Annotated in this window: 20 protein-coding genes; 16 read left to right on the top strand and 4 right to left on the bottom strand. The window is 44.1% G+C overall.

The features are described 5' to 3' along the window. Positions 1-7: 7 nt before the first annotated feature. The 3 genes from DXB83_RS12995 to dnaA form a co-directional block, all read right to left on the bottom strand. On the bottom strand, positions 8-217 hold the full coding sequence (locus DXB83_RS12995) for an RNA-binding S4 domain-containing protein (protein ID WP_022462275.1): 210 nt from the start codon (positions 215-217) through the stop codon (positions 8-10). Between the two features lie 122 nt (positions 218-339). Beyond that, positions 340-1,449, bottom strand: a complete 1,110-nt coding sequence (gene dnaN, locus DXB83_RS12990; protein WP_022462274.1) for a DNA polymerase III subunit beta — start codon at positions 1,447-1,449, stop codon at positions 340-342. Positions 1,450-1,791: 342 nt separating this feature from the next. Continuing rightward, the gene (gene dnaA / locus DXB83_RS12985) at positions 1,792-3,132 is read right to left on the bottom strand and encodes a chromosomal replication initiator protein DnaA (RefSeq protein WP_118697737.1); all 1,341 of its coding nucleotides are present in this window, start codon (positions 3,130-3,132) and stop codon (positions 1,792-1,794) included. A 707-nt stretch (positions 3,133-3,839) separates the two neighbouring features. Here dnaA and rpmH point away from each other — a divergent pair. From rpmH to DXB83_RS12915, 14 genes are all read left to right on the top strand, one after another. Continuing rightward, positions 3,840-3,974, top strand: coding sequence for a 50S ribosomal protein L34 (gene rpmH, locus DXB83_RS12980; protein WP_005952426.1), 135 nt, complete (start codon positions 3,840-3,842; stop codon positions 3,972-3,974). A gap of 98 nt (positions 3,975-4,072) precedes the next feature. Continuing rightward, the gene (gene rnpA / locus DXB83_RS12975; RefSeq protein WP_022462272.1) at positions 4,073-4,420 is read left to right on the top strand and encodes a ribonuclease P protein component; all 348 of its coding nucleotides are present in this window, start codon (positions 4,073-4,075) and stop codon (positions 4,418-4,420) included. Then, positions 4,417-4,626: a membrane protein insertion efficiency factor YidD gene (yidD, locus tag DXB83_RS12970; protein ID WP_022462271.1), complete on the top strand. Its 210-nt coding sequence runs from the start codon at positions 4,417-4,419 to the stop codon at positions 4,624-4,626. Before rnpA ends, yidD begins: the two co-directional genes overlap by 4 nt. A gap of 23 nt (positions 4,627-4,649) precedes the next feature. Then, positions 4,650-5,945, top strand: a complete 1,296-nt coding sequence (gene yidC, locus DXB83_RS12965; RefSeq protein WP_117802685.1) for a YidC/Oxa1 family membrane protein insertase — start codon at positions 4,650-4,652, stop codon at positions 5,943-5,945. Between the two features lie 13 nt (positions 5,946-5,958). Next, entirely contained in the window at positions 5,959-6,783 is an 825-nt protein-coding gene (gene jag, locus DXB83_RS12960; protein ID WP_118697736.1) for an RNA-binding cell elongation regulator Jag/EloR, read from the top strand. 171 nt (positions 6,784-6,954) lie between these two features. Then, a complete protein-coding gene (mnmE, locus tag DXB83_RS12955) occupies positions 6,955-8,343 on the top strand; it encodes a tRNA uridine-5-carboxymethylaminomethyl(34) synthesis GTPase MnmE (RefSeq protein WP_118697735.1) in 1,389 nt (462 codons plus the stop codon). Between the two features lie 130 nt (positions 8,344-8,473). Beyond that, a complete protein-coding gene (gene mnmG, locus DXB83_RS12950; protein ID WP_118697734.1) occupies positions 8,474-10,345 on the top strand; it encodes a tRNA uridine-5-carboxymethylaminomethyl(34) synthesis enzyme MnmG in 1,872 nt (623 codons plus the stop codon). A 124-nt stretch (positions 10,346-10,469) separates the two neighbouring features. Then, positions 10,470-11,195, top strand: coding sequence for a 16S rRNA (guanine(527)-N(7))-methyltransferase RsmG (gene rsmG, locus DXB83_RS12945; protein ID WP_118697733.1), 726 nt, complete (start codon positions 10,470-10,472; stop codon positions 11,193-11,195). A gap of 317 nt (positions 11,196-11,512) precedes the next feature. Beyond that, complete coding sequence (locus DXB83_RS12940; RefSeq protein ID WP_117805249.1) at positions 11,513-12,136, top strand: recombinase family protein; 624 nt, start codon at positions 11,513-11,515, stop codon at positions 12,134-12,136. Positions 12,137-12,357: 221 nt separating this feature from the next. Next, positions 12,358-12,717, top strand: a complete 360-nt coding sequence (locus DXB83_RS12935; RefSeq protein ID WP_117805248.1) for a hypothetical protein — start codon at positions 12,358-12,360, stop codon at positions 12,715-12,717. Positions 12,718-12,754: 37 nt separating this feature from the next. Then, positions 12,755-13,096, top strand: a complete 342-nt coding sequence (locus tag DXB83_RS12930) for a hypothetical protein (protein ID WP_117805247.1) — start codon at positions 12,755-12,757, stop codon at positions 13,094-13,096. A 32-nt stretch (positions 13,097-13,128) separates the two neighbouring features. Further along, positions 13,129-13,611, top strand: a complete 483-nt coding sequence (locus DXB83_RS12925) for a hypothetical protein (RefSeq protein ID WP_117814435.1) — start codon at positions 13,129-13,131, stop codon at positions 13,609-13,611. A 43-nt stretch (positions 13,612-13,654) separates the two neighbouring features. Next, positions 13,655-14,260 (top strand): zinc ribbon domain-containing protein, encoded by a 606-nt coding sequence (locus DXB83_RS12920; protein WP_117805245.1) that lies wholly within the window; start codon positions 13,655-13,657, stop codon positions 14,258-14,260. Positions 14,261-14,327: 67 nt separating this feature from the next. Further along, positions 14,328-16,730, top strand: coding sequence for a hypothetical protein (locus tag DXB83_RS12915; protein WP_118697732.1), 2,403 nt, complete (start codon positions 14,328-14,330; stop codon positions 16,728-16,730). Between the two features lie 415 nt (positions 16,731-17,145). Here DXB83_RS12915 and DXB83_RS12910 read toward each other — a convergent pair whose 3' ends face one another. After that, positions 17,146-18,486 carry an ArnT family glycosyltransferase gene (locus DXB83_RS12910; protein WP_158581114.1) on the bottom strand — a complete coding sequence of 447 codons (1,341 nt, stop codon included), beginning with the start codon at positions 18,484-18,486 and terminating at the stop codon, positions 17,146-17,148. A gap of 310 nt (positions 18,487-18,796) precedes the next feature. Here DXB83_RS12910 and DXB83_RS12905 point away from each other — a divergent pair, with 310 nt between their 5' ends. Together DXB83_RS12905 and DXB83_RS12900 are read left to right on the top strand one after the other, a co-directional pair. Then, positions 18,797-19,906, top strand: coding sequence for an ABC transporter ATP-binding protein (locus DXB83_RS12905; RefSeq protein ID WP_118697730.1), 1,110 nt, complete (start codon positions 18,797-18,799; stop codon positions 19,904-19,906). After that, positions 19,903-20,766, top strand: a complete 864-nt coding sequence (locus tag DXB83_RS12900; RefSeq protein ID WP_022462025.1) for an ABC transporter permease subunit — start codon at positions 19,903-19,905, stop codon at positions 20,764-20,766. The genes DXB83_RS12905 and DXB83_RS12900 overlap by 4 nt, the downstream gene beginning before the upstream one ends. Positions 20,767-20,771: the final 5 nt, after the last annotated feature.

Below are 20,771 nucleotides of genomic sequence, written 5' to 3'. Positions count from 1 at the left end.
TTAAGCCTTATTTTTTAATTTGTATCTCATTTCCATTGTAGCAGACAACATCTCCGTCATAGAGCTTGCGGCCGCGGCGGGTATCTACTTCACCGTTTACGGTCACTTCGCCGTCCTTGATGACGAGCTTTGCTTCCACGCCGTCTTCTACCAGAGCAGCAGCTTTTAATGCCTGGCCCAGTTTGATGTAATCTTCACGCAGCGTAATAATTTCCATTTTTTCCTCCTGCACTGCCGTGCCTTTTCCTCACGTAAGTTCGCAGTTTTCAACCTGTGTGGCTGTAAAACCGCTGAAAGTTCTTTCAGAAAAGGTTCTGGCAGATTTCAAACTTATGTGATTTATCTCACGGAATTGAAGTTTACCGGCAGAATCAGATAGATATAGCTCTCTTCTTCGTTCCGGATAAAACATGGAGCCTTCGGGTTGACCAGATAAATCGAAATCTCCTCGTCGTCAATAACACGAAGTGCATCGATCAGGAATTTCGGGTTAAAACCGATCATAATATCCTTGCCTTCTTTGTTGATATCGATCTCTTCTTTCATGGAACCCATCGCGGAATTGATCTGCAGTTCCATCGCTCCATCCTGGATGTCGATGATGATCGGTTTTTTGTCGCCTTCTTTGACAAGAAGCGTCGCACGGTCGATACAGCTTAAGAATTCTTTTTTGTTGATCGTCACTTTTGTCTCGTAATCACTCGAAAGCATCTGGTCGATGCGGAAATATTCACCGTCGATCAGTCTGGAAACGACCGTTGTATCATCGAACTTGAACATAATGTGGTTTTCCGAGAAGTAAATATCAATCTGATCATCCATCTCGCCGGACAGAATTTTGCTGATTTCGTTCAGGGTTTTTCCCGGAACAACGACTTTTCGGTCCGGATACGAATCTTTCAGCTCAATTCTGCGGATCGCAATACGGTGTCCGTCCAGAGATACGACGCGAAGTGTGTTATCTTTGATTTCAAAAAGCTCACCGGTCATCAGTTTGTTGTTCTCATTGGCTGCAATGGAGAAAATGGTCTGACGGATCAGTTCTTTTAAGGTGAACTGGGAAATGGAAACACAATCAGAAGTTTCGAGAATCGGCAGATAGGAAAAATCTTCTCCTGACTGTCCCGGAATGTTAAATTTTGCTTTTTCACACGTAATCGTGGTTACCAGATTTTCATCTGTTTCTATTGTAACCTGATTATCCGGAAGTTTTCTTACGATCTCAGAAAAAATCTTTGCATCCAGAGCAACAATACCGCGTTCCAGAATCATACCTGTGACGATGGTTTCGATTCCGAGTTCCATATCGTTGGAGGTAAATTTGATCACGTTGGAAGATGCATCAATCAGAATGCATTCCAGAATCGGCATGGTTGTTTTACCGGAGACAGCTTTCATAGCGATACCGACGCTTTTTACAAGGTCTGCTTTGTCAAACACTAATTTCATAATTGTGGATAACTCTCCTTTCCTCACTGCTTGGTGAGTCTGCTTATAAAGAAAAAATATAGTAAAAATCCGTAGTCTTAGTCGTAGAGGCTGTGGATATGTGGAAAACCCCGTCAAGAATGCGGAAATACTGGAAAAATCGATCTGTATAACTCTGTGAATAATCGAACGTGAACCTGTGTATGAAATGTTGATAACTTCAGGCCCCAAATTTGTCCACAATTCATCCACAGGCTTTCCACATCGGTTTGTGTATAAATAAGGGCCTGTCAACCGATGAGTTTCTTCTTATATAAATGTAAATCGTTTTTAACCGTTTTGACAGAGTTACAAAGGCTCCGCCTATTTCGACGGGTTGATCTTCTTCTTTAAGATGTCTACCGTGTTGCGGACACTGTCTTTAGCACTCATTTCCTTTTCGATCTTCTCAATGCCGTGCATGACAGTGGTATGATCGCGGTCGCCCATCATTTTTCCGATTCCGGTCAGCGGGGCATCGAGCATTTCGCGGCACAGATACATGGCGATCTGGCGCGGGAATACGATTTTGCTGCTCCGCTTGCTGCCGACAATGTCGGACGGCGTAATATCGAAGTGATCTGCAACGGTGTCGATGATAAATTCCGGCGTGATCACCTTCTTCTCGTTCGGGGAGATGATGTCGCGCAGCACCTGCTCTGCAAGATCAATGTTGATTTCACGTTTTTCAAGGTTTGCGTATGCAATGATTTTGTTGAGAGCGCCTTCCAACTCACGGATGTTCGATTTAATATTGGAAGCGATGTATTCGATCACATCGTCGCTGACGGAATAGCCGTCTAATTCCTGTTTCTTTCGGAGAATGGCGATTCGCGTCTCATAATCCGGGCTCTGGATGTCGGCAAGGAGTCCCCATTCGAAACGGGAACGGATGCGGTCTTCCAGGATATCCATGTCTTTCGGGGGACGATCCGAAGAAAGGATGATCTGTTTGTTGGCGCCGTGCAGCGTATTGAAGGTATGGAAAAACTCTTCCTGTGTTGATTCCTTTCCTATAATAAACTGCACATCATCGATGAGAAGTACGTCGATATTGCGGTATTTCTCACGGAATTTGGTCATTGCGGTGTTGTTGCTGTTTCGGATGGCCTCGATGACTTCATTTGTAAATTCTTCACTCGTTACGTAGAGAATCCGCGAAGACGGGTTCTTTTGAAGAATAAAATGTGCGATCGAATGCATCAGATGGGTTTTGCCCAGTCCAACACCACCGTATAAAAACAGCGGATTGTAGATTTCTCCCGGGGATTCGGCCACGGCGAGAGAAGCTGCATGGGCAAATTTGTTATTGCTGCCGACCACGAAGGTATCAAAGGTATACTTTGGATTCAGGTTTGGCACATAAAGATTTTTCTGGACGGGAGCAGGAGCTTTTTCCTGTTTCACTTCTTCCGGCAGAATAAAGCGGATTTCATAGTTGATGCCTGTGATTTCCGCGATTGCTACTTTAATAGGAAGAGTATATTTTTTGCTCACGTAATCGAGGCCCATTTTTTCGGATGGAACCAGGATTGTGATCAGATTGTCCTCTACGGAATGGATCGTAAGTGGTTCAATCCATGTGGTAAAGGAGATCTCAGATAATTCGTGCTCGTCCCGCACTCTCTGCAGTATTTCTTTCCATTTATCTTGTACGATTTCCATGCTTTTTCTGTCGCTCCGCTTCTATAATCATTGCTTTTTGGGGATAACTTCTGTCTGGAAAACGAAATTTTCCCCGAATAGTCGCATTTTTACTTCTATATGATATAATAAAATGCCGTTTTATTCAACCCAAAAATGTGGATAATTATTTTTTTATCCACAGAATGTGTAAAAAATTTTCCTGTTGATGAAATGGAGGATAGTTTGTGGATAACAGGGAATCTTATGTTGATAAAATTGTGGATAGAGGGCTGGAAAAACCGAAATGTGTAAAGTCTGGAAAACTTATATACACATTATACATGGCGTAAATACTGGAAAAATTGGAAATGCCCACAGGTTGTACACAGCAAAACCGAAAGTTATCCACAAGGTTATCCACAGATTGTGGATAATGTTGATTACGGTTACAAGATATCGTGTGGAAAGCACAAAAATCGAACTGGTATTTGTACGCGTGCGGCGGACAGTGTGGATAAGTTGTGGATAAACTGAAAATCAGCACACGGAAGGCACGGGCAGCGGCAGACCGGAAAACCGCGTCAGAGCGGCATTTTTCCCGAAAAAACTGCGAAAATTATTGATTTTAGGGTTGACGAAATGGGGGTTTATGAATATAATTGAAATGATGTTTTCTGTCATACATGTAGTGAAATACTGCCTCGCAGGCAGTTATTGATTAGAATTTAAAGGAGGTGCCTTATCTTATGAAAATGACATTTCAGCCGAAAAAAAGATCCAGAGCTAAAGTTCACGGATTCAGAGCAAGAATGAGCACAAAAGGTGGAAGAAAAGTTTTAGCTGCAAGAAGATTAAAAGGAAGAAAAAAATTATCAGCATAAAACCAAAGGCCGCATAAAATTTATGTGGTCTTTTCTTCTATCTAAAGCTATTCAAGGAAAAGAAAATTTAGACAAATCATGAAGGAAAGAATGGATTCATGAAATATTCGGAAAGCCTGAAAAAAAACAGAGATTTTCAGCTGGTTTATAAGCAGGGAACATCGTTTGCAAACCGATTTCTGGTCATGTATGTGAAGAAAAATCAGCTGGGACGGAACCGGATTGGAATTTCAGTAAGTAAAAAGGTTGGAAACAGCGTTGTGCGCCACCATCTGGCGAGACTGATCCGGGAGAGTTATCGTCTGCATGAAGAGGAATTTCAGTGTGGAATGGATGTAGTTGTGATCGCAAGAGTTAATGCAAAAAACTGTACGTATTTCGAGATAGAGGGAGCACTTTTGCATCTGGGAAAACTGCATCATATATTAAAGGAAACAGAAAAATGAAGACGGTATTGATAAAAGGTATCCGGTTTTATCAGAAGTACCTGTCTCCTCTGAAGAGGGTGCACTGCCCTTATACGCCGACCTGCTCGCAGTACGGGCTGGAAGCGATTCAGAAATATGGTGCTTTCAAAGGAAGTCTGCTGGCATTATGGAGAATACTGAGATGTAACCCGTTTTCACACGGAGGTTACGACCCTGTGCCGTAGATAAATAAGGAGGAAAAGACGTTTTGGATATCGTACTGAGTAAATCAACGTGGCCGATTATCGGGTGGGTATGCCAGATCCTCGGCTGGCTGATCAATGGAATTTATTTTTGTCTGGAAAAAATTGGAATTCCGAATATCGGTATTGCGATTATTCTGTATACGATTATCATTTATCTCGTTCTGACGCCGCTTCAGATCAAGCAGCAGAAGATGTCGAAGATGATGAGCGTAATGCAGCCGGATCTGCAGAGAATTGAAAAGAAATATCAGAACAAAAAAGACCAGGCTTCTCAGATGAAAAAATCTGAAGAAACCATGGCAGTTTATCAGAAATACGGTGTCTCCCCGACAGGAAGCTGCAGTACACTGCTGATTCAGATGCCGATTCTGCTTGCACTGTACCAGGTTATCTATCATATTCCGGGATATATCGGAAGTGTCCGCAATGTATTCCAGGGACTGACAACACAGATGATGGGTGTATCAGGATATTCTGACATCCTGACACAGTTTATCACAGATAACCGTGTTACCATGTACAGTAAAGTAAGTGAAACATTAACCGAAAATAACCTTCTGGACATGTTTTATGTGCTGAAACCGTCCCAGTGGACGAAGCTGGCTGACATCAGCGAGTTCTCCGGTATTGCGGATACCATTACAAAAACCGCCGCGGAGTCCAAGCATATCAACATGTTCCTTGGATTTAATATCACACAGTCTCCGATGGATGTCATCCGCGAGGGTATGGCAAACGGATCTGCGCTTCTGATTGCAGGAGCAATTCTGGTGCCGATTCTGGCATGGTTTACCCAGTGGCTGAACTACAAGCTGATGCCGCAGGCACCATCTTCCAACAACGGAAATAAGACAGCAAACTCCATGGAAAATTCCATGAAGACCATGAACACGGTAATGCCTGTTTTCTCCGCATTTATGTGTTTATCATTCTCCATCGGTATTGGTATTTACTGGATCGCCGGTGCGCTCGTTCGAAGTGTACAGCAGGTTATCATCAACCGCCATATGTCCTCGATCGACATGGATGAGGTGATCCGCAAAAACCAGGAAAAAGCGGCAAAGAAGAGAGAAAAAGCCGGCCTTCCGCCGCAGAAAATCACACAGGCTGCAACGCAGAGTGTGCGTAATATTCAGGTACAGGAGAACGAAGAGCCGTCTGCTGAGGAAAAAGAGGCAGCAAGAAAGGCTTCGACTGAGTATTACAACAGCAATCAGGAATACCGCGCCGGAAGCATCGCTGCGAAAGCAAACATGGTAAAACAGTTTGATGAAAAGAACAGCAAAAAGAAAAAATAGGGGGTAAATCTTTATGGAGTTTATCGAAGTATCCGCAAAAACCGTGGACGACGCCATTACAAAAGCCTGCATCGAGCTTCAGGCTGCCAGCGATAAACTGGAGATCCAGGTCATCAGCGAAGGCAGTTCCGGATTCTTTGGAATCGGAAGTAAACCGGCTGTGATCCGTGCCGCTGTAAAAGCCGCACCGGAAAAAGAACCGGAAACACCCCAGAAACCAGAGAAAAAAGAGGCAGCTCCTGCACCGGTAAAAGAAGCGCCGAAAAAAGAAGCTGTAAAGAAAGAAACGGAAAGAAAATCTGCTCCGCGTCAGGCAGAAACTGCAAGACGCTCCGAGCCAAGAGAAGAGCGTGAAGTAGTTCAGAGAACAGACGAGGAAATCGCCCAGATCAAGGCAACGGCACTTGAGTTCTTAAGCGGCGTGTTCAAAGCCATGGAGCTCCCGGTTGAGATCCAGATGGAGTACAATGCCGAGAATGGTTCTCTTGAAGTTGATTTTGCCGGTGAGGATATGGGCATCCTGATCGGAAAAAGAGGACAGACGCTGGATTCCCTTCAGTATCTGACCAGCCTTGTAGTCAATAAAGAGCAGAAGGATTACGTTCGTGTCAAACTTGATACGGAAAATTACCGCAAGCGCAGAAAAGAAACACTGGAAAACCTGGCAAGAAACATCGCTTACAAAGTGAAAAAGACCAGAAGACCGGTTTCTTTGGAGCCGATGAATCCTTACGAGAGAAGAATCATCCACTCTGCATTGCAGGGAAATAAATTTGTGGAGACCTACAGCGAGGGCAGCGAGCCATATCGTCACGTTGTTGTAGCGCCGAAACGATAAGAAAGCGTAAAAAATATGCAAAAAGACGGTACCTGTGTAAAATACGGGGTACCGTCTTTTCTGGTTTTCTGATAAAATGGAACTATTCAGAGCCATGCGAAAGGAAAGAAAAGATGTGGATCTGAATACTGGGATCCCCAAAAAGAGAGGTTTTAGAAAGGACTGGAAACAATGGCAGGATTTCATTTGGATGATACAATTGCCGCAGTGTCCACAGCGATGGCGCCGGCGGGAATTGGTATTGTAAGAATCAGCGGAAACGATGCGTTCGAAGTGGCAGACCGCGTATTCCGTGCAAAAAAAGAAGGAAAAAAGCTTTCCGCGGTCAAATCCCATACGATTCATTATGGCTGGATTACCGAAGGGGAGGAAGTGATTGATGAGGTCCTTGTCATGGTGATGAAAGGGCCGAAAACATATACGGGCGAGAATACCGTCGAGATCGACTGTCACGGCGGGGTGCTGGCGGTGAAAAAAGTGCTCGAGGCAGTCTTAAATGCCGGTGCGCGGGCAGCAGATCCGGGCGAGTTTACGAAACGGGCGTTTCTGAACGGAAGGATGGATCTGACGCAGGCCGAGGCGGTCATGGATGTCATTTCGGCGAAAAGTGCCTATGCCTTAAAAAGCTCCGAGAGCCAGCTTCGCGGAACGGTGAAAAAGGCGATCCGGGCAATCCGCGAGAAGCTGATTTACGAGATCGCATTTATCGAGTCAGCGCTCGACGACCCGGAGCACATCAGCCTGGACGGGTATCCAAAGCGGCTGGCCCAGGTTGTTGCGGAGCAGAAAAAGCAGGTGGAAAAGCTGCTTGCATCTGCGGATGAGGGCAAGATGATCCAGGAGGGCATCAAGACGGTGATCCTTGGAAAGCCGAATGCCGGAAAATCATCGCTTTTAAATCTGCTGGCAGGCGAGGAAAAAGCGATTGTGACGGATATCGCCGGAACGACACGCGATGTGCTCGAGGAAAATCTGGTTTTAAAGGGCATTTCCCTTCGGATTCTGGATACGGCGGGGATCCGAAAAACGGCGGATATGGTCGAGAAAATCGGTGTGGACCGTGCTTTGGAGCATGCAAAGGACGCGGATCTGATTCTCTACGTGGTGGATGCATCCGTGCCGCTTGATGAGAATGATGCAAAAATCATGGAAATCCTGAAAGGGCGCAAGGCGATTGTGCTGTTGAATAAGTCGGATCTGACTGCTGTGATCGAAAAAGAGGAGATGGAGCAGAAAACAGGCGCTCCGGTCATCAGCATTTCCGCGCGGGAAGAGACAGGAATGGAAGAGCTGGAGGAGCAGATGAAAAAGATGTTTTTCCAGGGCGAAATTTCGTTCAACGATGAGGTTTACATTACGAATGCGCGCCACAAGCAGGCACTCTTTGCAGCAAAAAAGAGTCTGGAACTGACGGCAGAAAGTATCGAAATGGGTATGCCGGAGGATTTCTTTTCCATTGATCTTATGAATGCGTATGAGGAGCTGGGTTCGATCATCGGTGAAGCGGTGGGAGAGGACCTTGTGAATGAGATTTTCAGCAAGTTCTGTACAGGTAAATAAAGGCAGCAAATACAGATTACGAAGATCTGCCGGAATAGAGTTACAAGGAACGACAGCCGGATTTTGACAGAGTAGAAAAAGCTTAAGACAGAATCCAAAGCTGTAGATAGAGAAAGAGGATAAAAGAAAAATGGCAGTTTTAGAAGAAACAATTGATATTGCCGTCATCGGCGCAGGCCATGCGGGATGCGAGGCAGCACTTGCGGCAGCGCGGATGGGGCTGGAAACGGTTGTATTTACGGTAAGTGTCGACAGCATCGCCATGATGCCGTGCAACCCGAACATCGGAGGCACGTCGAAGGGACACCTCGTAAAAGAGATCGATGCGCTCGGCGGCGAGATGGGTAAAAATATTGACAAAACGTTTATTCAGTCGAAAATGCTGAATCAATCGAAGGGACCGGCGGTGCATTCGCTGCGTGCGCAGGCGGATAAGCGGGCGTACAGCCAGTCGATGCGCGAGGTTCTTGAAAATACCGATCATCTGACGATCCGCCAGATGGAGATTGCGGAGCTGATCGTGGAAGACGGTGTTCTGACGGGTGTAAAGGCCGTTTCCGGCGCGGTTTACCACTGTAAGGCTGCCGTCCTCTGTACCGGCGTTTATCTGAATGCACGGTGCATTTACGGCGATGTGAGCACGTATACCGGCCCGAACGGCCTGCAGGCGGCGACGCATCTGACGGATTCCCTGAAAGCGAACGGCGTGGAGATGGTGCGTTTTAAAACAGGAACACCGGCGCGTATTGACAAGCGGAGCATTGACTTTTCGAAAATGGAAGAGCAGTTTGGCGATGAGCGCGTTGTGCCGTTCTCATTCTCGACCGATCCGGAGAGCGTACAGATCGATCAGGAATCCTGCTGGCTGACGTATACGAATGAAGAAACGCACAAAATTATCCGCGAAAACCTCGACCGGTCGCCGCTGTATTCCGGCATGATCGAGGGAACAGGCCCGCGGTACTGTCCATCCATTGAAGATAAAGTTGTAAAATTTGCCGATAAAAACCGCCATCAGGTGTTCCTGGAGCCGGAGGGACGATACACGAACGAGATGTACGTCGGCGGCATGTCAAGCTCGCTGCCGGAGGATGTGCAGATTGCGATGTATCACACCGTGCCGGGTCTGGAGCATGCAAAAATCGTGCGGAATGCGTATGCGATCGAGTACGACTGCATCAACCCGAGACAGCTTCTGCCGTCCCTCGAGTTCAAGGCGATCAAAAATCTGTTTTCCGGCGGCCAGTTTAACGGTAGTTCGGGATATGAAGAGGCTGCGGCACAGGGTCTGATCGCGGGTATCAACGCAGCGCTCCGCGTACAGGGAAAAGAGAAATTGGTGCTCGACCGTTCGGAGTCGTATATCGGCGTTCTGATCGACGACCTTGTGACGAAAGAGAACCATGAGCCGTACCGTATGATGACGAGCCGCGCGGAATACCGTCTGCTGCTCCGTCAGGACAACGCGGATCTGCGTCTGCGCAAATACGGCTACCGCGTGGGTCTGATCAGCGAGGAGCAGTATGAGGCACTGAAAGTAAAAGAACAGCGGATTCAGGAAGAGATTGAGCGCGTGGAGAATACGTATGTGGGAACGAGCTCGAACATCAATGAGCTTTTGGAAGAGTATGGATCAACGCTGCTTTCCGGCGGAAGTTCGCTCGCAGAGCTGATCCGCCGGCCGGAGCTGAATTATAAGATGCTGGCGGAAGTAGATCCGAAAAGACCCAAGCTGCCGGAGGATGTGCAGGAGCAGGTCAACATCAACATCAAGTACGACGGCTATATCAGGCGCCAGATGAAGCAGGTGGAGCAGTTTAAGAAGATGGAAGAGAAGAAGATCCCGGAGAATATCAATTACGACGAGATCCAGAGCCTGCGCATCGAGGCGAAACAGAAGCTGAACCTGTACCGTCCGATCAACATCGGCCAGGCGTCACGTATTTCGGGCGTTTCCCCGGCGGATATTTCGGTTCTGCTGGTGTATCTGGGACATAAATAAAGGACAGATATGCATGCCTGAATTACATTCTTATGCAGCGAAACAGCAAGTGTTTTGATACTGCGTGGACAGGAACAAAAAGTGCAGCGGGCACTTGGAAGAATAGAGTAGAACGGAGAACAACATGAAAGAATACAATCTTGAAGGATTTGAGCGCGGCCTTTTTGAGCTTGGAATCACACTTTCCGAGGAGCAGAAGACGCAGTTTCTGCAGTATTATGAGCTGCTTGTAGAGTGGAATTCGTTTATGAATCTGACGGCGATTACGGAGTTCGATCAGGTGATTACGAAGCATTTTCTCGACAGTCTGTCGCTGGTGAAGGTCTGTGATGTGGAACAGGCGGGACGCATTCTCGACGTGGGAACGGGAGCCGGTTTTCCGGGAATCCCGCTGAAAATCGCGTTTGCGGAGGTGGAAGTTGTATTGCTGGATTCACTGAATAAGAGGGTGAAATTCCTGAATGAGGTGATCGGACAGCTTGGCCTTTCGAAAATCACGGCGGTTCACGGAAGAGCTGAGGATTTCGCACGCCAGAAGGATTACCGGGAGCAGTTTGATCTCGTGGTATCACGCGCGGTGGCGAATTTAAGCTCGCTTTCGGAGTACTGTCTGCCGTATGTAAAGGTGGGCGGACGGTTTGTTTCGTATAAATCGGGCAAATTGAATGAGGAGCTTGCCGCAGCTCAAAAAGCGATTCATGTGCTCGGCGGCGAAGCAAAAGAGCCGGTTTACTTCCAGCTTACGGGAACCGAGGATGAGAGATCGTTTGTCTGCATCGAGAAGGTGAAGGCAACGCCGAAGAAGTATCCGAGAAAAGCGGGAACACCGGCGAAGGAGCCGATTCAGTAAAGAATAGTATATTTTGAAAACTGAGAGTCGCATTCTCGTTACTTCAATGATGAGTTAGACGCGCAAAATTTTGAATAAAAAAGCAAGGCAGCATACCACAGAGAAATTTGTGGCATGCTGCCTTGCTTTTTTGTTGGGAGAATAATGGTCAGATAAGTGAACATAATAGACCATCATATAAAAAATATGTGTTCCCAGAGATGCTTTATTATAATGTGTTTGAAAAGAGAAGTTGATGAAATTTTGTGATCACAAGATTCACGTCGAGCATGTAAAATTTTCTGTGATGCAAAATTTTATAAAGAAGGGAACACGCTATGAATATTTATGGTTACATACGAGTAAGTAGCCGAGATCAAAATGAAGATCGGCAGTTATTATCGTTGAAACGAATTGGTGTTTTGGAAAAGAATATTTATCTGGATAAGCAGTCGGGCAGAGATTTTAACCGTCCGCAATATCGTAAAATGATACGAAAATTAAAGAAAGATGATTTGTTGTATATAAAAAGTATTGATCGACTGGGAAGAAATTATGAGGAAATTTTGGAACAATGGCGTGTGCTGACAAAAGAAAAAGGTGTTGATATTGTTGTCCTTGATATGCCATTGCTCGATACTCGAAGGGGAAAAGATCTGATGGGAACCTTTTTGAGCGATATTGTTTTACAGGTGTTGTCTTTTGTGGCAGAAAGTGAAAGCAAAAATATTCGTCAACGGCAGGCAGAAGGAATTGCAGCTGCAAAAGCAAAAGGAGTGAAATTTGGCAGACCGTCGCGGTCGGTACCGGATAATTTTGATGAAGTTCATAGGGAATGGAGAGAAAAAAAGATAACGTTAAAGGAAGCTGCGAAAGCATGTGACATGCCGGTTGGGACGTTTTATGGGAAGATAAGAAAAATGGAAGATGAAAAGCAAATGACAGGAGAGCAGAATTTGTAAATGTGTACTTTTGCAAATTCTGAAAATTCAAGTTACTTTGTTGTATTATACAATATTAGGAAGAAAAAAACAATGTATTTTAGTGAAAATATATAAAGAAATAGAATGTGTTTTCTGATCTGCAAAAGTACACTTTCTGAAAACGGGGGATTAGGTAGGGGGGATGAAAAAGAAAAAATCGAAATCCAAAACCAAAGATATAGAAGCAGGAGGAATGTGTTATGACACGAAAAAAACAGATGTATTTGTTTTTAATGGTCTTAAGCATGATGATGCTAATTGGATGTGGTAAGTCAACATCGGGAACCAAAGAAGTTACAGATGGCAGCATTGTGGTTCAAGTTCCAGAGGGCAGTACTGTAGAGAGTTTATTTGATTTTACATCTACAGAGAATATCAGCTTAAGTGGTGCAGCAAGTGGAATAATTCATGTGGGAAATTTGGCAAACGGCAACTCAGTAGTATGGAAATCAGATTCAGTTTTTCTGTATCTGCAAGGAAAAGCCCAAGATGTAAGTGTGATATATTACTCGAACAGGCTTGATGATGATCCGATTCCCTATAGCGAATTTAAAGAATAATTTATGGTTCATGTTTGAAAAGAAGGAGAAAAATTAAATGACATATATACGTATCGGTGGCAGCAGTTTTTCTGATAAAGATATTTTTGCGTTTGTTATAGTTGTTTTAGTGATAGGAATCGCTTCCTGGATTGGATACTTTATTTTGAAATCAAAGGACAATTCCAAGCCACTGGAAAAATCGAAAGTAAAAATTCTTGAGAAACCAGTACAAAAAGGAAACATTGAATGGTATGTGGTTGAATTTGAAAATGGAGAGCGTAAAAAGCTTAGAAGTTTTCATGCAGACACCATATTTATTGCAGTAGGAGATGAAGGCATCCTGGAATATCGGGGAATTACAATTCAATCGTTTCGGCCATTAACAGCAAAAAAATAGATAAAAAAATAAATTAAGAGAGAAGGAAGGATATGGGAACAGCTACATATGTAAAAATTTGTTGTCCACGGTGTGGAGAAAAAGACTTAAATATTATAGGAGATCGGGATATAGGAGGTGCTGTAGCAAGCGGAATGGGTGTTTCTGTATTTGCTGGTACGAAAGCTGGAGTATTAGCCGGAGCGAGTGGTTTACAACAGAAGACATATTGGATCTGTAAAAAATGTGGAAGAAAATTTAGAAATCCAGATGAACTTACGGCAGAGATAGAAGCATACCAAAAACGGGCTAAAGGATTTAAAATTGTAGGAATAATAATGTCAGTATTGATGCTGGTAGCGGCGGCAGGAATGCTCATTAATGGAATCGGAATCATGGCATTGTTTTTCTTGATTCTGGATGCACCATTTATTTTATGTATGCGGGTATCTGCATACCAAGTTCAGAGCCGAAAACAAGAGCTGAACGAAATTATGGAAGGGATGCAAAGAATGTGGCAATCTGGATCCAAATAAAATAGTGTTCGTGATAAAAATTTCAAAATGTGGAGGGAAATAAATGCTTTGCAAAAAATGCGGAACAGAAAATCCAGATGGGGCAAAATATTGCAGTAAATGTGGAAAAGCGCTAAATGAAAAGTCACCTGCAAAAAAAAACAGAGAAAAGGGTATTGTATTAGCAGTGTGTGTGATTGTAGCAGTCGTACTTCTTGTTTATACACTTGGGGGAAGAAGCTACAAAAAGACAATAGATACATTTGTAACGTCGCAGTTTGCGGTAGATGCACAATCTATTGTAGAATTGCTTCCGGAAAAGGTAGTAGATAAAGCATTAGAGGAGACAGGATATAGCAAAACAGAGTTGGTAGATGAGGCGAATGATTCTCTCAAGAAACAAGTGGATTCCTTGGATCAATCGCTGGGAGATGACTGGAAACTGTCTTATAAAATGACAAATGTTGAAGATGTGACAGATGATGACCTGGATGATTTAAAAAGCAATTATGAAGATATAAACGTAAAAGTATCTGCAGCTAAAACTGTAGAGGTTGAGTTTACTTTGAAAGGAGATGAAACAGAAGTAAGCAATTCTCTGGAAATATCTGTAATAAAAGTAGATCGTTCTTGGTATTTAGATCTGTATACAATGGGAAACCTGTTTTAGAAGAAAAATCAGATGAAAAAAGGACTCTGTATGTTTTATACGGGGTCCTTTTTTGAAAGGAGCACAAATGGAAAAGAAAATGAGGAATATTTTGATCGCGTTGATAATAGGGTTTCAAGTATTTCCGATTACGGTATATGGAAAAGGGAAAGATGCTTTTCTGGCATATCAGGAAGCAATGCAGAAAACAGTCGTGTCAGGAAACTGGAAAGAAGAACTGGATATGGATGCAGATATGACAATTATCCAGGGAAAAGCAAAAACGAAAACGAAAGTTACATTGGATGCAGTTACAGAGGTATCTGGTTATGATGAGAATGACAGTTCTGCAGTTCAAATGACAGGCTCTGCCAGTATGGCTGTACTTGGACAAAAATATATATGGAATATGACGTATCGAGATGGGACGGCTCATTATGAATATAAGGAACCAGTAAGCAAAACGGTAGATGTTGAGATGAATCCAAATTATTTTCAGTTCTCTTCATTAACGCAGAATATGGTGAAAAAGAGTAAAATTTCTGGAAATGAGATTACCTTTACAATTCCGGCAGAGAAAGCGAATGAGATAGGAGTAGCCGCTGCTCAGATGGTAGAGGGAGTAGAAAATTTAAAATACAGCGATGTAGAAACAAAAATAACCATAGATAAAACAACAGGAAAGATTGATGAAATTCTTATGGACTTTCAGGCATCTATGCAGTATCAGGGATATGATGCGGATATGCAGTATACAGTAAAATATAAATTTTTAAGTCTCGATCAGGGTGGAGCAGAGGAAACGGAACAGCAGAAGAATGAGGAGGAAAGCACACCAGAAGATGGATTAGCGGTTTATTCAGATTATACCAGTCTGAGTATTTGTAAAGATAATATCATTACGTTAAGTGCTGGAATTTTCAACAATGGAGAACTGATGGATGATGTTTCAGGAATTACATTTTGGGTAGATGATTCATCAGTTCTTGAACTAAAAAAAACAGGTGTGGCAGATAAACGACGTTATACAGAATGGAAAGGAATTCAGACGGGAACGGCACATGTGTTTTTTCAAGACACAAATACAGGGTATATGAGTGAGATTCCAGTTACAGTGTATAAAGACCATGAGTATTCCTATACGGTAAATGCTGTGCCTGTACAATATATTGAAAAAGAATATGCTACCAATATTTATAATATGAATGGTTTATATATTGACAATTATGCATATGAAATAAATAAAGATAATAGGACAGCAAGTGTATCGTTTGATGTATACAACAGCAGTTACATATATGGAAGTGTAGAGACGTATGATGAAAATGGACGTTTAAAAGATGTGATTTTGATTAAAAAGATGAGTTCCAGTAATACGAGTATGAAAGGTGCATTGTGGGATAACACAAGTGGATTGATTTCTGATTTGAAAGATGGAACAATAGGAAGTTATCGACAGAAAAGTGGATTTTCAAAAAAGACGTCAGTCAAGATAGAAATACCAAAAGATGGGTATATTAAAATCAGCAATGATCCACAGGATTCGGCAGTGGTCAATATTATAAATTCAGCGGATCTCCTGATTGGCATTGGCAAACTGGCAAAGACGATCAAAAATTTTGATGTGGACAGTGAAGTATTTAGCAAAGCATTGACTAAAAAACTGCTGGAAAGTAAAACATTTGTGACTTTAATTGAAGATGGAAGCGAGCTTCCGCAAAATTTATGTAAAGGTGTTTCAGATAAAGTATTTTTTTCGACAGAATCGTTGGGTTCATTTAGCGAAACCATTATAAAAAATTTAAATGAATTTGATTTGATGGAGGTCATTGAGGATACAGCTAAAGATTTCGGTGTGAGTATTGGCGAAAAAATATTTCATTTTGTATCTGGTCCGGCAGGAAAAGCTTTAGATGCAATATTTGTTATGGGAAAAGTTGAAAATGAATTTTTGCAGCATATGAATTTTATCAGGTCGCAGGGCGTGGGTTCTGTTTATATTCAAAATCAAAAAGGATTTCGGGCATCGCAGCAGATCAGGGTGGAGAGCAAAAATGGATTTTCAGATGAAACATCGTTGAGCGTTTTTAAAGTGGAGTTGGATTCTGAAAAATTGGAGGAACTAAAGAAAACAAATTTAGCGGCTTACAATGCGATTAAAGATCGAACATCTTACACATACAATATTTCACTTATGGAAAGCGGAGAAGAAATACAGCCAGAACAAAATGTGCAGGTATATATTCCAATTCCAGAAAAAATGAAGCTTTTTGCCTATCTTGGAAAAACAAAAATTTACAGGGTGGAAGCGGATGGATCCTTAACAGAAATGGATGTGAAAATAAAAAATGGAGAATTTATATTTGAAACATCACATTTTAGCGTTTATACATTGATAGAGGAGAGTCTAAGAAAAGAGATTATGTTAGTAATATTAAGCATTTTAGTTTTTGCTGGAATATTAGTATATTTGAGGAAAAGAAAAAAATAAATTGTAGGGCATTGTGTAACAAAAAAAGAATGTATTAAATCAAGTATAAAAAAGCAAATAAAGGTCATATCCAGTTATGGTGTAGAATTACGAAAACAAAATATTCCGATCAGCCAGACACTGGAGATTTACTGTTCCACAGTTGCTGATTCGTCTTATATCGAAACTGACGATGCACAAGGAGAAACCAATATTGTCCTTGATGTTGCAGATCAGCCGGTGAAACATCAAAATAAGATGTTGGTAATTATTTTAGGAATTGGGATTCTGGCAATTGGTGTTATAGCTATTTTAGCAATTAAAAGGAAACAAAGAAAGTGAAAGGAAAGACCGGATGAAACATATCTAAAAACTAAAAGCTTGTAACGAAGAAACAGGTGCTATCTGAGAAAAAGAGATAGCACCTGTTTCTTCGTTATCCACAGCAGCCCGGAATCAGAAATCCGATGTAGCTGATGAGAAACAGTACAAGCCAGACTGCTCCCGGCAGGAGTGTCAGATGGCAGGAGGCGCGTTTCCACTCAGCGGGAAGTTTTGCAGTGAGTGAAGAATAGCCGTCATCGATCCAGACCATCAGCGGGACAAGCGCCGGCATCAGGTAGCGGCCCTGCGACTGGTAGTCGCTGAAATACGTGTTGTACATGTCCATGAACAGCGTGATCAGGCAGGCGAGGAGCAGCATCACAAAGAGGAGAAGCTGCGGCTTTTTGCGGAGCCAGTGCGGGATCATGGCAAGAAACAGAAACAGCAGGAATCCGAACGCCATCAGCGCACCGTACAGCAGGTAAAGCACCATCGGAAGATGGACGGTCATGTAGGAGAACGAGCCGATGAAGCTGCTGACGGTGGAGAACAGCCAGTTGGAGGTGCGTCCCTCCGGGGTCTGTAAATACGTCTGCTTAAAGCTCCAGCCTTCGGATGCCGGTGTCTGGCGGTTTTTCGGTTTGTACTCCTCAGTGGCATACAGCGATGCGGATTCATTTGTGGTGCGCATGCCGAGCAGGTCTCCGTCGTGGATGACGGCATTGCGGATGAAGAACCAGCCGCCGATCAGGAAGGCGATGGCAAAGACCAGAAGAGCTTTGGCGAAGATCTCCTTTGCTGGTTTCCTGAAATGTATCATCAGCGCGAAGAATAGAAGAATGCTGCAGAGCAGATACGCGTAGGCGTTGTAGTACGACAGCGCGCAGAGTCCGCAGCCTGCTCCAAGGCCGATACAGTCTTTTTTGCAGAATGCGCTTTTCATGCCGCGAATCCAGAAATAGATGATCAGTGCGACCGTGAAAACGGCGAACGAGTCGTTGTTCACATAGCAGGAGAGGAACACAAACTGCGGCAGAAAACCGACGAAAATACCGCCGAGCAGTGCGGATTCGCGGCGTTCAAAGAGCTCTTCGCCGATCAGAAACACAACGATCAGTGTGCCGGTGCCGGAAAGGACGCTGGTGAGGCGGGCGGCAGTTAAAAGAGCCGCTGCACTTTTCGTAAACAGCGATGTAATGGCCATAAACACGGAGCTGATGATCGCGGTCAGATACGGATACAGCGCATAGGAGAATCCCCACAGCGGATGGCGCACCGATTCTTCCATGCCGTTCGGCAGTGTGTGGTGTGAGACGATGTATTCCGGAATCAGCATCCGCATCGCCTCATCGGGGGCGTGTTCGGTTTTCAGGAAAATCGAGGTGCCAAAAGAGATGCAGAAAAAGCCGAAAATCAGCATATACTTGGCCCAGTAGTAGTCTTTTTTATTCATAGAGTCTCCTAAAATCTCCAGTCCCGGACGGGAAAAAGTCCGGCGTAATGTTTCGCGGAGGAACAAAAATGGAAAAGCGTCCGTCCGCGGATACGTTATAGTATACATGATTCTTATGGTAAAAGAAATTGATTTTTCGTCGAAAAACAAACAAACTGCTCCATGGCTTCACTGTTTTTTCACAAATTTTCCAGCAAATTATCACATTTTCAGAATAAGATAAAGTGTCTTTAGAAAATGAGAGCATCTCCGGCTCTTTCACCCCCAAGGGCGGGCTGGGACTGCTTTAAGAAACAAGGAGGAAGGAACATTGATAGAGGTTAAAAACCTGGTGAAACGCTATGGCGACCACGTAGCTGTCAAAAACCTGAGTTTTACCGTAGAAGAAGGCCAAATCTATGGTTTCCTTGGCCCAAACGGTGCCGGAAAATCAACGACCATGAACATCATCACCGGCTATCTGGCATCTACGGAGGGCGAAGTGCTGATCAACGGCCACAATATCCTGGAGGAGCCGGAGGAGGCAAAGAAATGCATCGGCTATCTGCCGGAGCTGCCGCCGGTCTACACGGACATGACCGTTCTGGAATATCTGAAATTCGTGGCGGAATTAAAGAAAATTCCAAAGGATCAGAGAAAGAAACAGATTCTTGAGGTCATGAATCTGGTGAAGATCACCGATATGCAGAACCGTCTGATCAAGAACCTGTCGAAAGGATACCGACAGAGGGTCGGACTGGCACAGGCAGTGCTCGGTTATCCGCCGATCATCATCCTCGATGAGCCGACGGTAGGCCTGGATCCCAAGCAGATCATTGAGATCCGCGACCTGATCAAATCACTGGGTAAAAAACATACCGTTATCTTAAGTTCCCACATCCTCTCCGAGGTCAGCGCTGTCTGCGATTACGTCATGATTATTGCAAAGGGACAGCTTGTTGCGAGCGACACCCCGGAAAACTTAAGTAAACTGATGCTTGGATCAAACACGGTTACATGTACCGTTCACGGAACGAGGAAGCAGCTGGTTCCGGCGCTTAATGCGCTCGATGCAAAAGAGATCCAATATGAAAATACGCCGAATGAGGAGCAGATTAAGGTAAAAATTACCACGGAAAAGGATAGGGATATCCGCGAGGAGCTGTTCTATGCACTGGCAAAGGCCAACTGTCCGATCCTCGAGCTGACTTCCTCCTCGATGTCTCTGGAAGACGTCTTCCTGGAGCTGACCGATGATTCCGGAAAGGCTGCAAGAAAGCTGAAAAAAGCAGAGAAAGAACAGCTGAAACAAAAAGAATGTGAAAAAGAATGTGAACCAGAAGCAGACAAAACGGCTGTCGGGGAAACGTCTGAAGAAAAAAGCACAGATGCAGCGGAATCAGCCGCTGAAACAAAACAGGAGGAGGGAGACGCACAATGACGGCGATTTATAAAAAAGAGTTAAAAAGCTATCTGACAAGCATGATCGGATATCTGTTTATGGCGTTTACTCTGGCGCTGTTCGGCCTGTATTTTACGGCCATCAACCTGCAGCAGGGTTACCCGGAGATCGGATACGCGCTGCAGAATTCCGCATTTATTCTGCTGATCGCAGTACCGGTTCTGACAATGCGTGTCCTGTCGGAGGAGCAGAAAAATAAGACGGATCAGCTGCTCCTTACCGCACCGGTAAAAATTTCCGATATTATCCTTGGAAAATATCTGGCACTTCTCACCATTTATGTGATTCCAGTGCTGATTATGTGCCTGTATCCGCTGCTTCTTGGAACCCACGGAACAGTTTCCTACGCTGTATCCTACACTTCGATCCTTGGCTATTTCCTGCTGGGAGCAGCCTATATTTCGGTCGGTGTGTTCGTTTCCTCCATCACCGAGAGCCAGGTCATCGCAGCCGTTGTCGGCTTTGTGATCCTGTTCCTGTGCTACGTGGAGAGCGGTATCGCAAACTTCTTCCCGGAAGGAGCCGGAAGCTCTTTCTTTGCTTTCTTTATCATCATTGCACTGGTATGCCTCTGGATCGGCAGTATGATTAAAAACCCGATCATTACAGGTGTGATTGCCGTGATCGGCGAAGGCGCGCTGACGGCAGTTTACTTCACAAAATCCACCCTTCTCGAGGGCAAAATCCAGGATCTGCTCGGTGTATTCAACATGGCAGGCCATATGGATAACTTTGTGAACGGTATTCTGGACATCGGCGGTGTTGTTTACTACCTGTCCGTCATTGCAATCTGCACTTTCCTTGCAATGCAGTCCCTGCAGAAGAAACGCTGGAATTAGGAGGT

The sequence above is a fragment of the Blautia sp. OM06-15AC genome, from assembly GCF_003481425.1.
Lineage (GTDB): Bacteria > Bacillota > Clostridia > Lachnospirales > Lachnospiraceae > Fusicatenibacter > Fusicatenibacter saccharivorans.
Note: the sequence above shows the minus strand (reverse complement) of the source record. Positions and strands in the feature narration are given on the sequence as shown.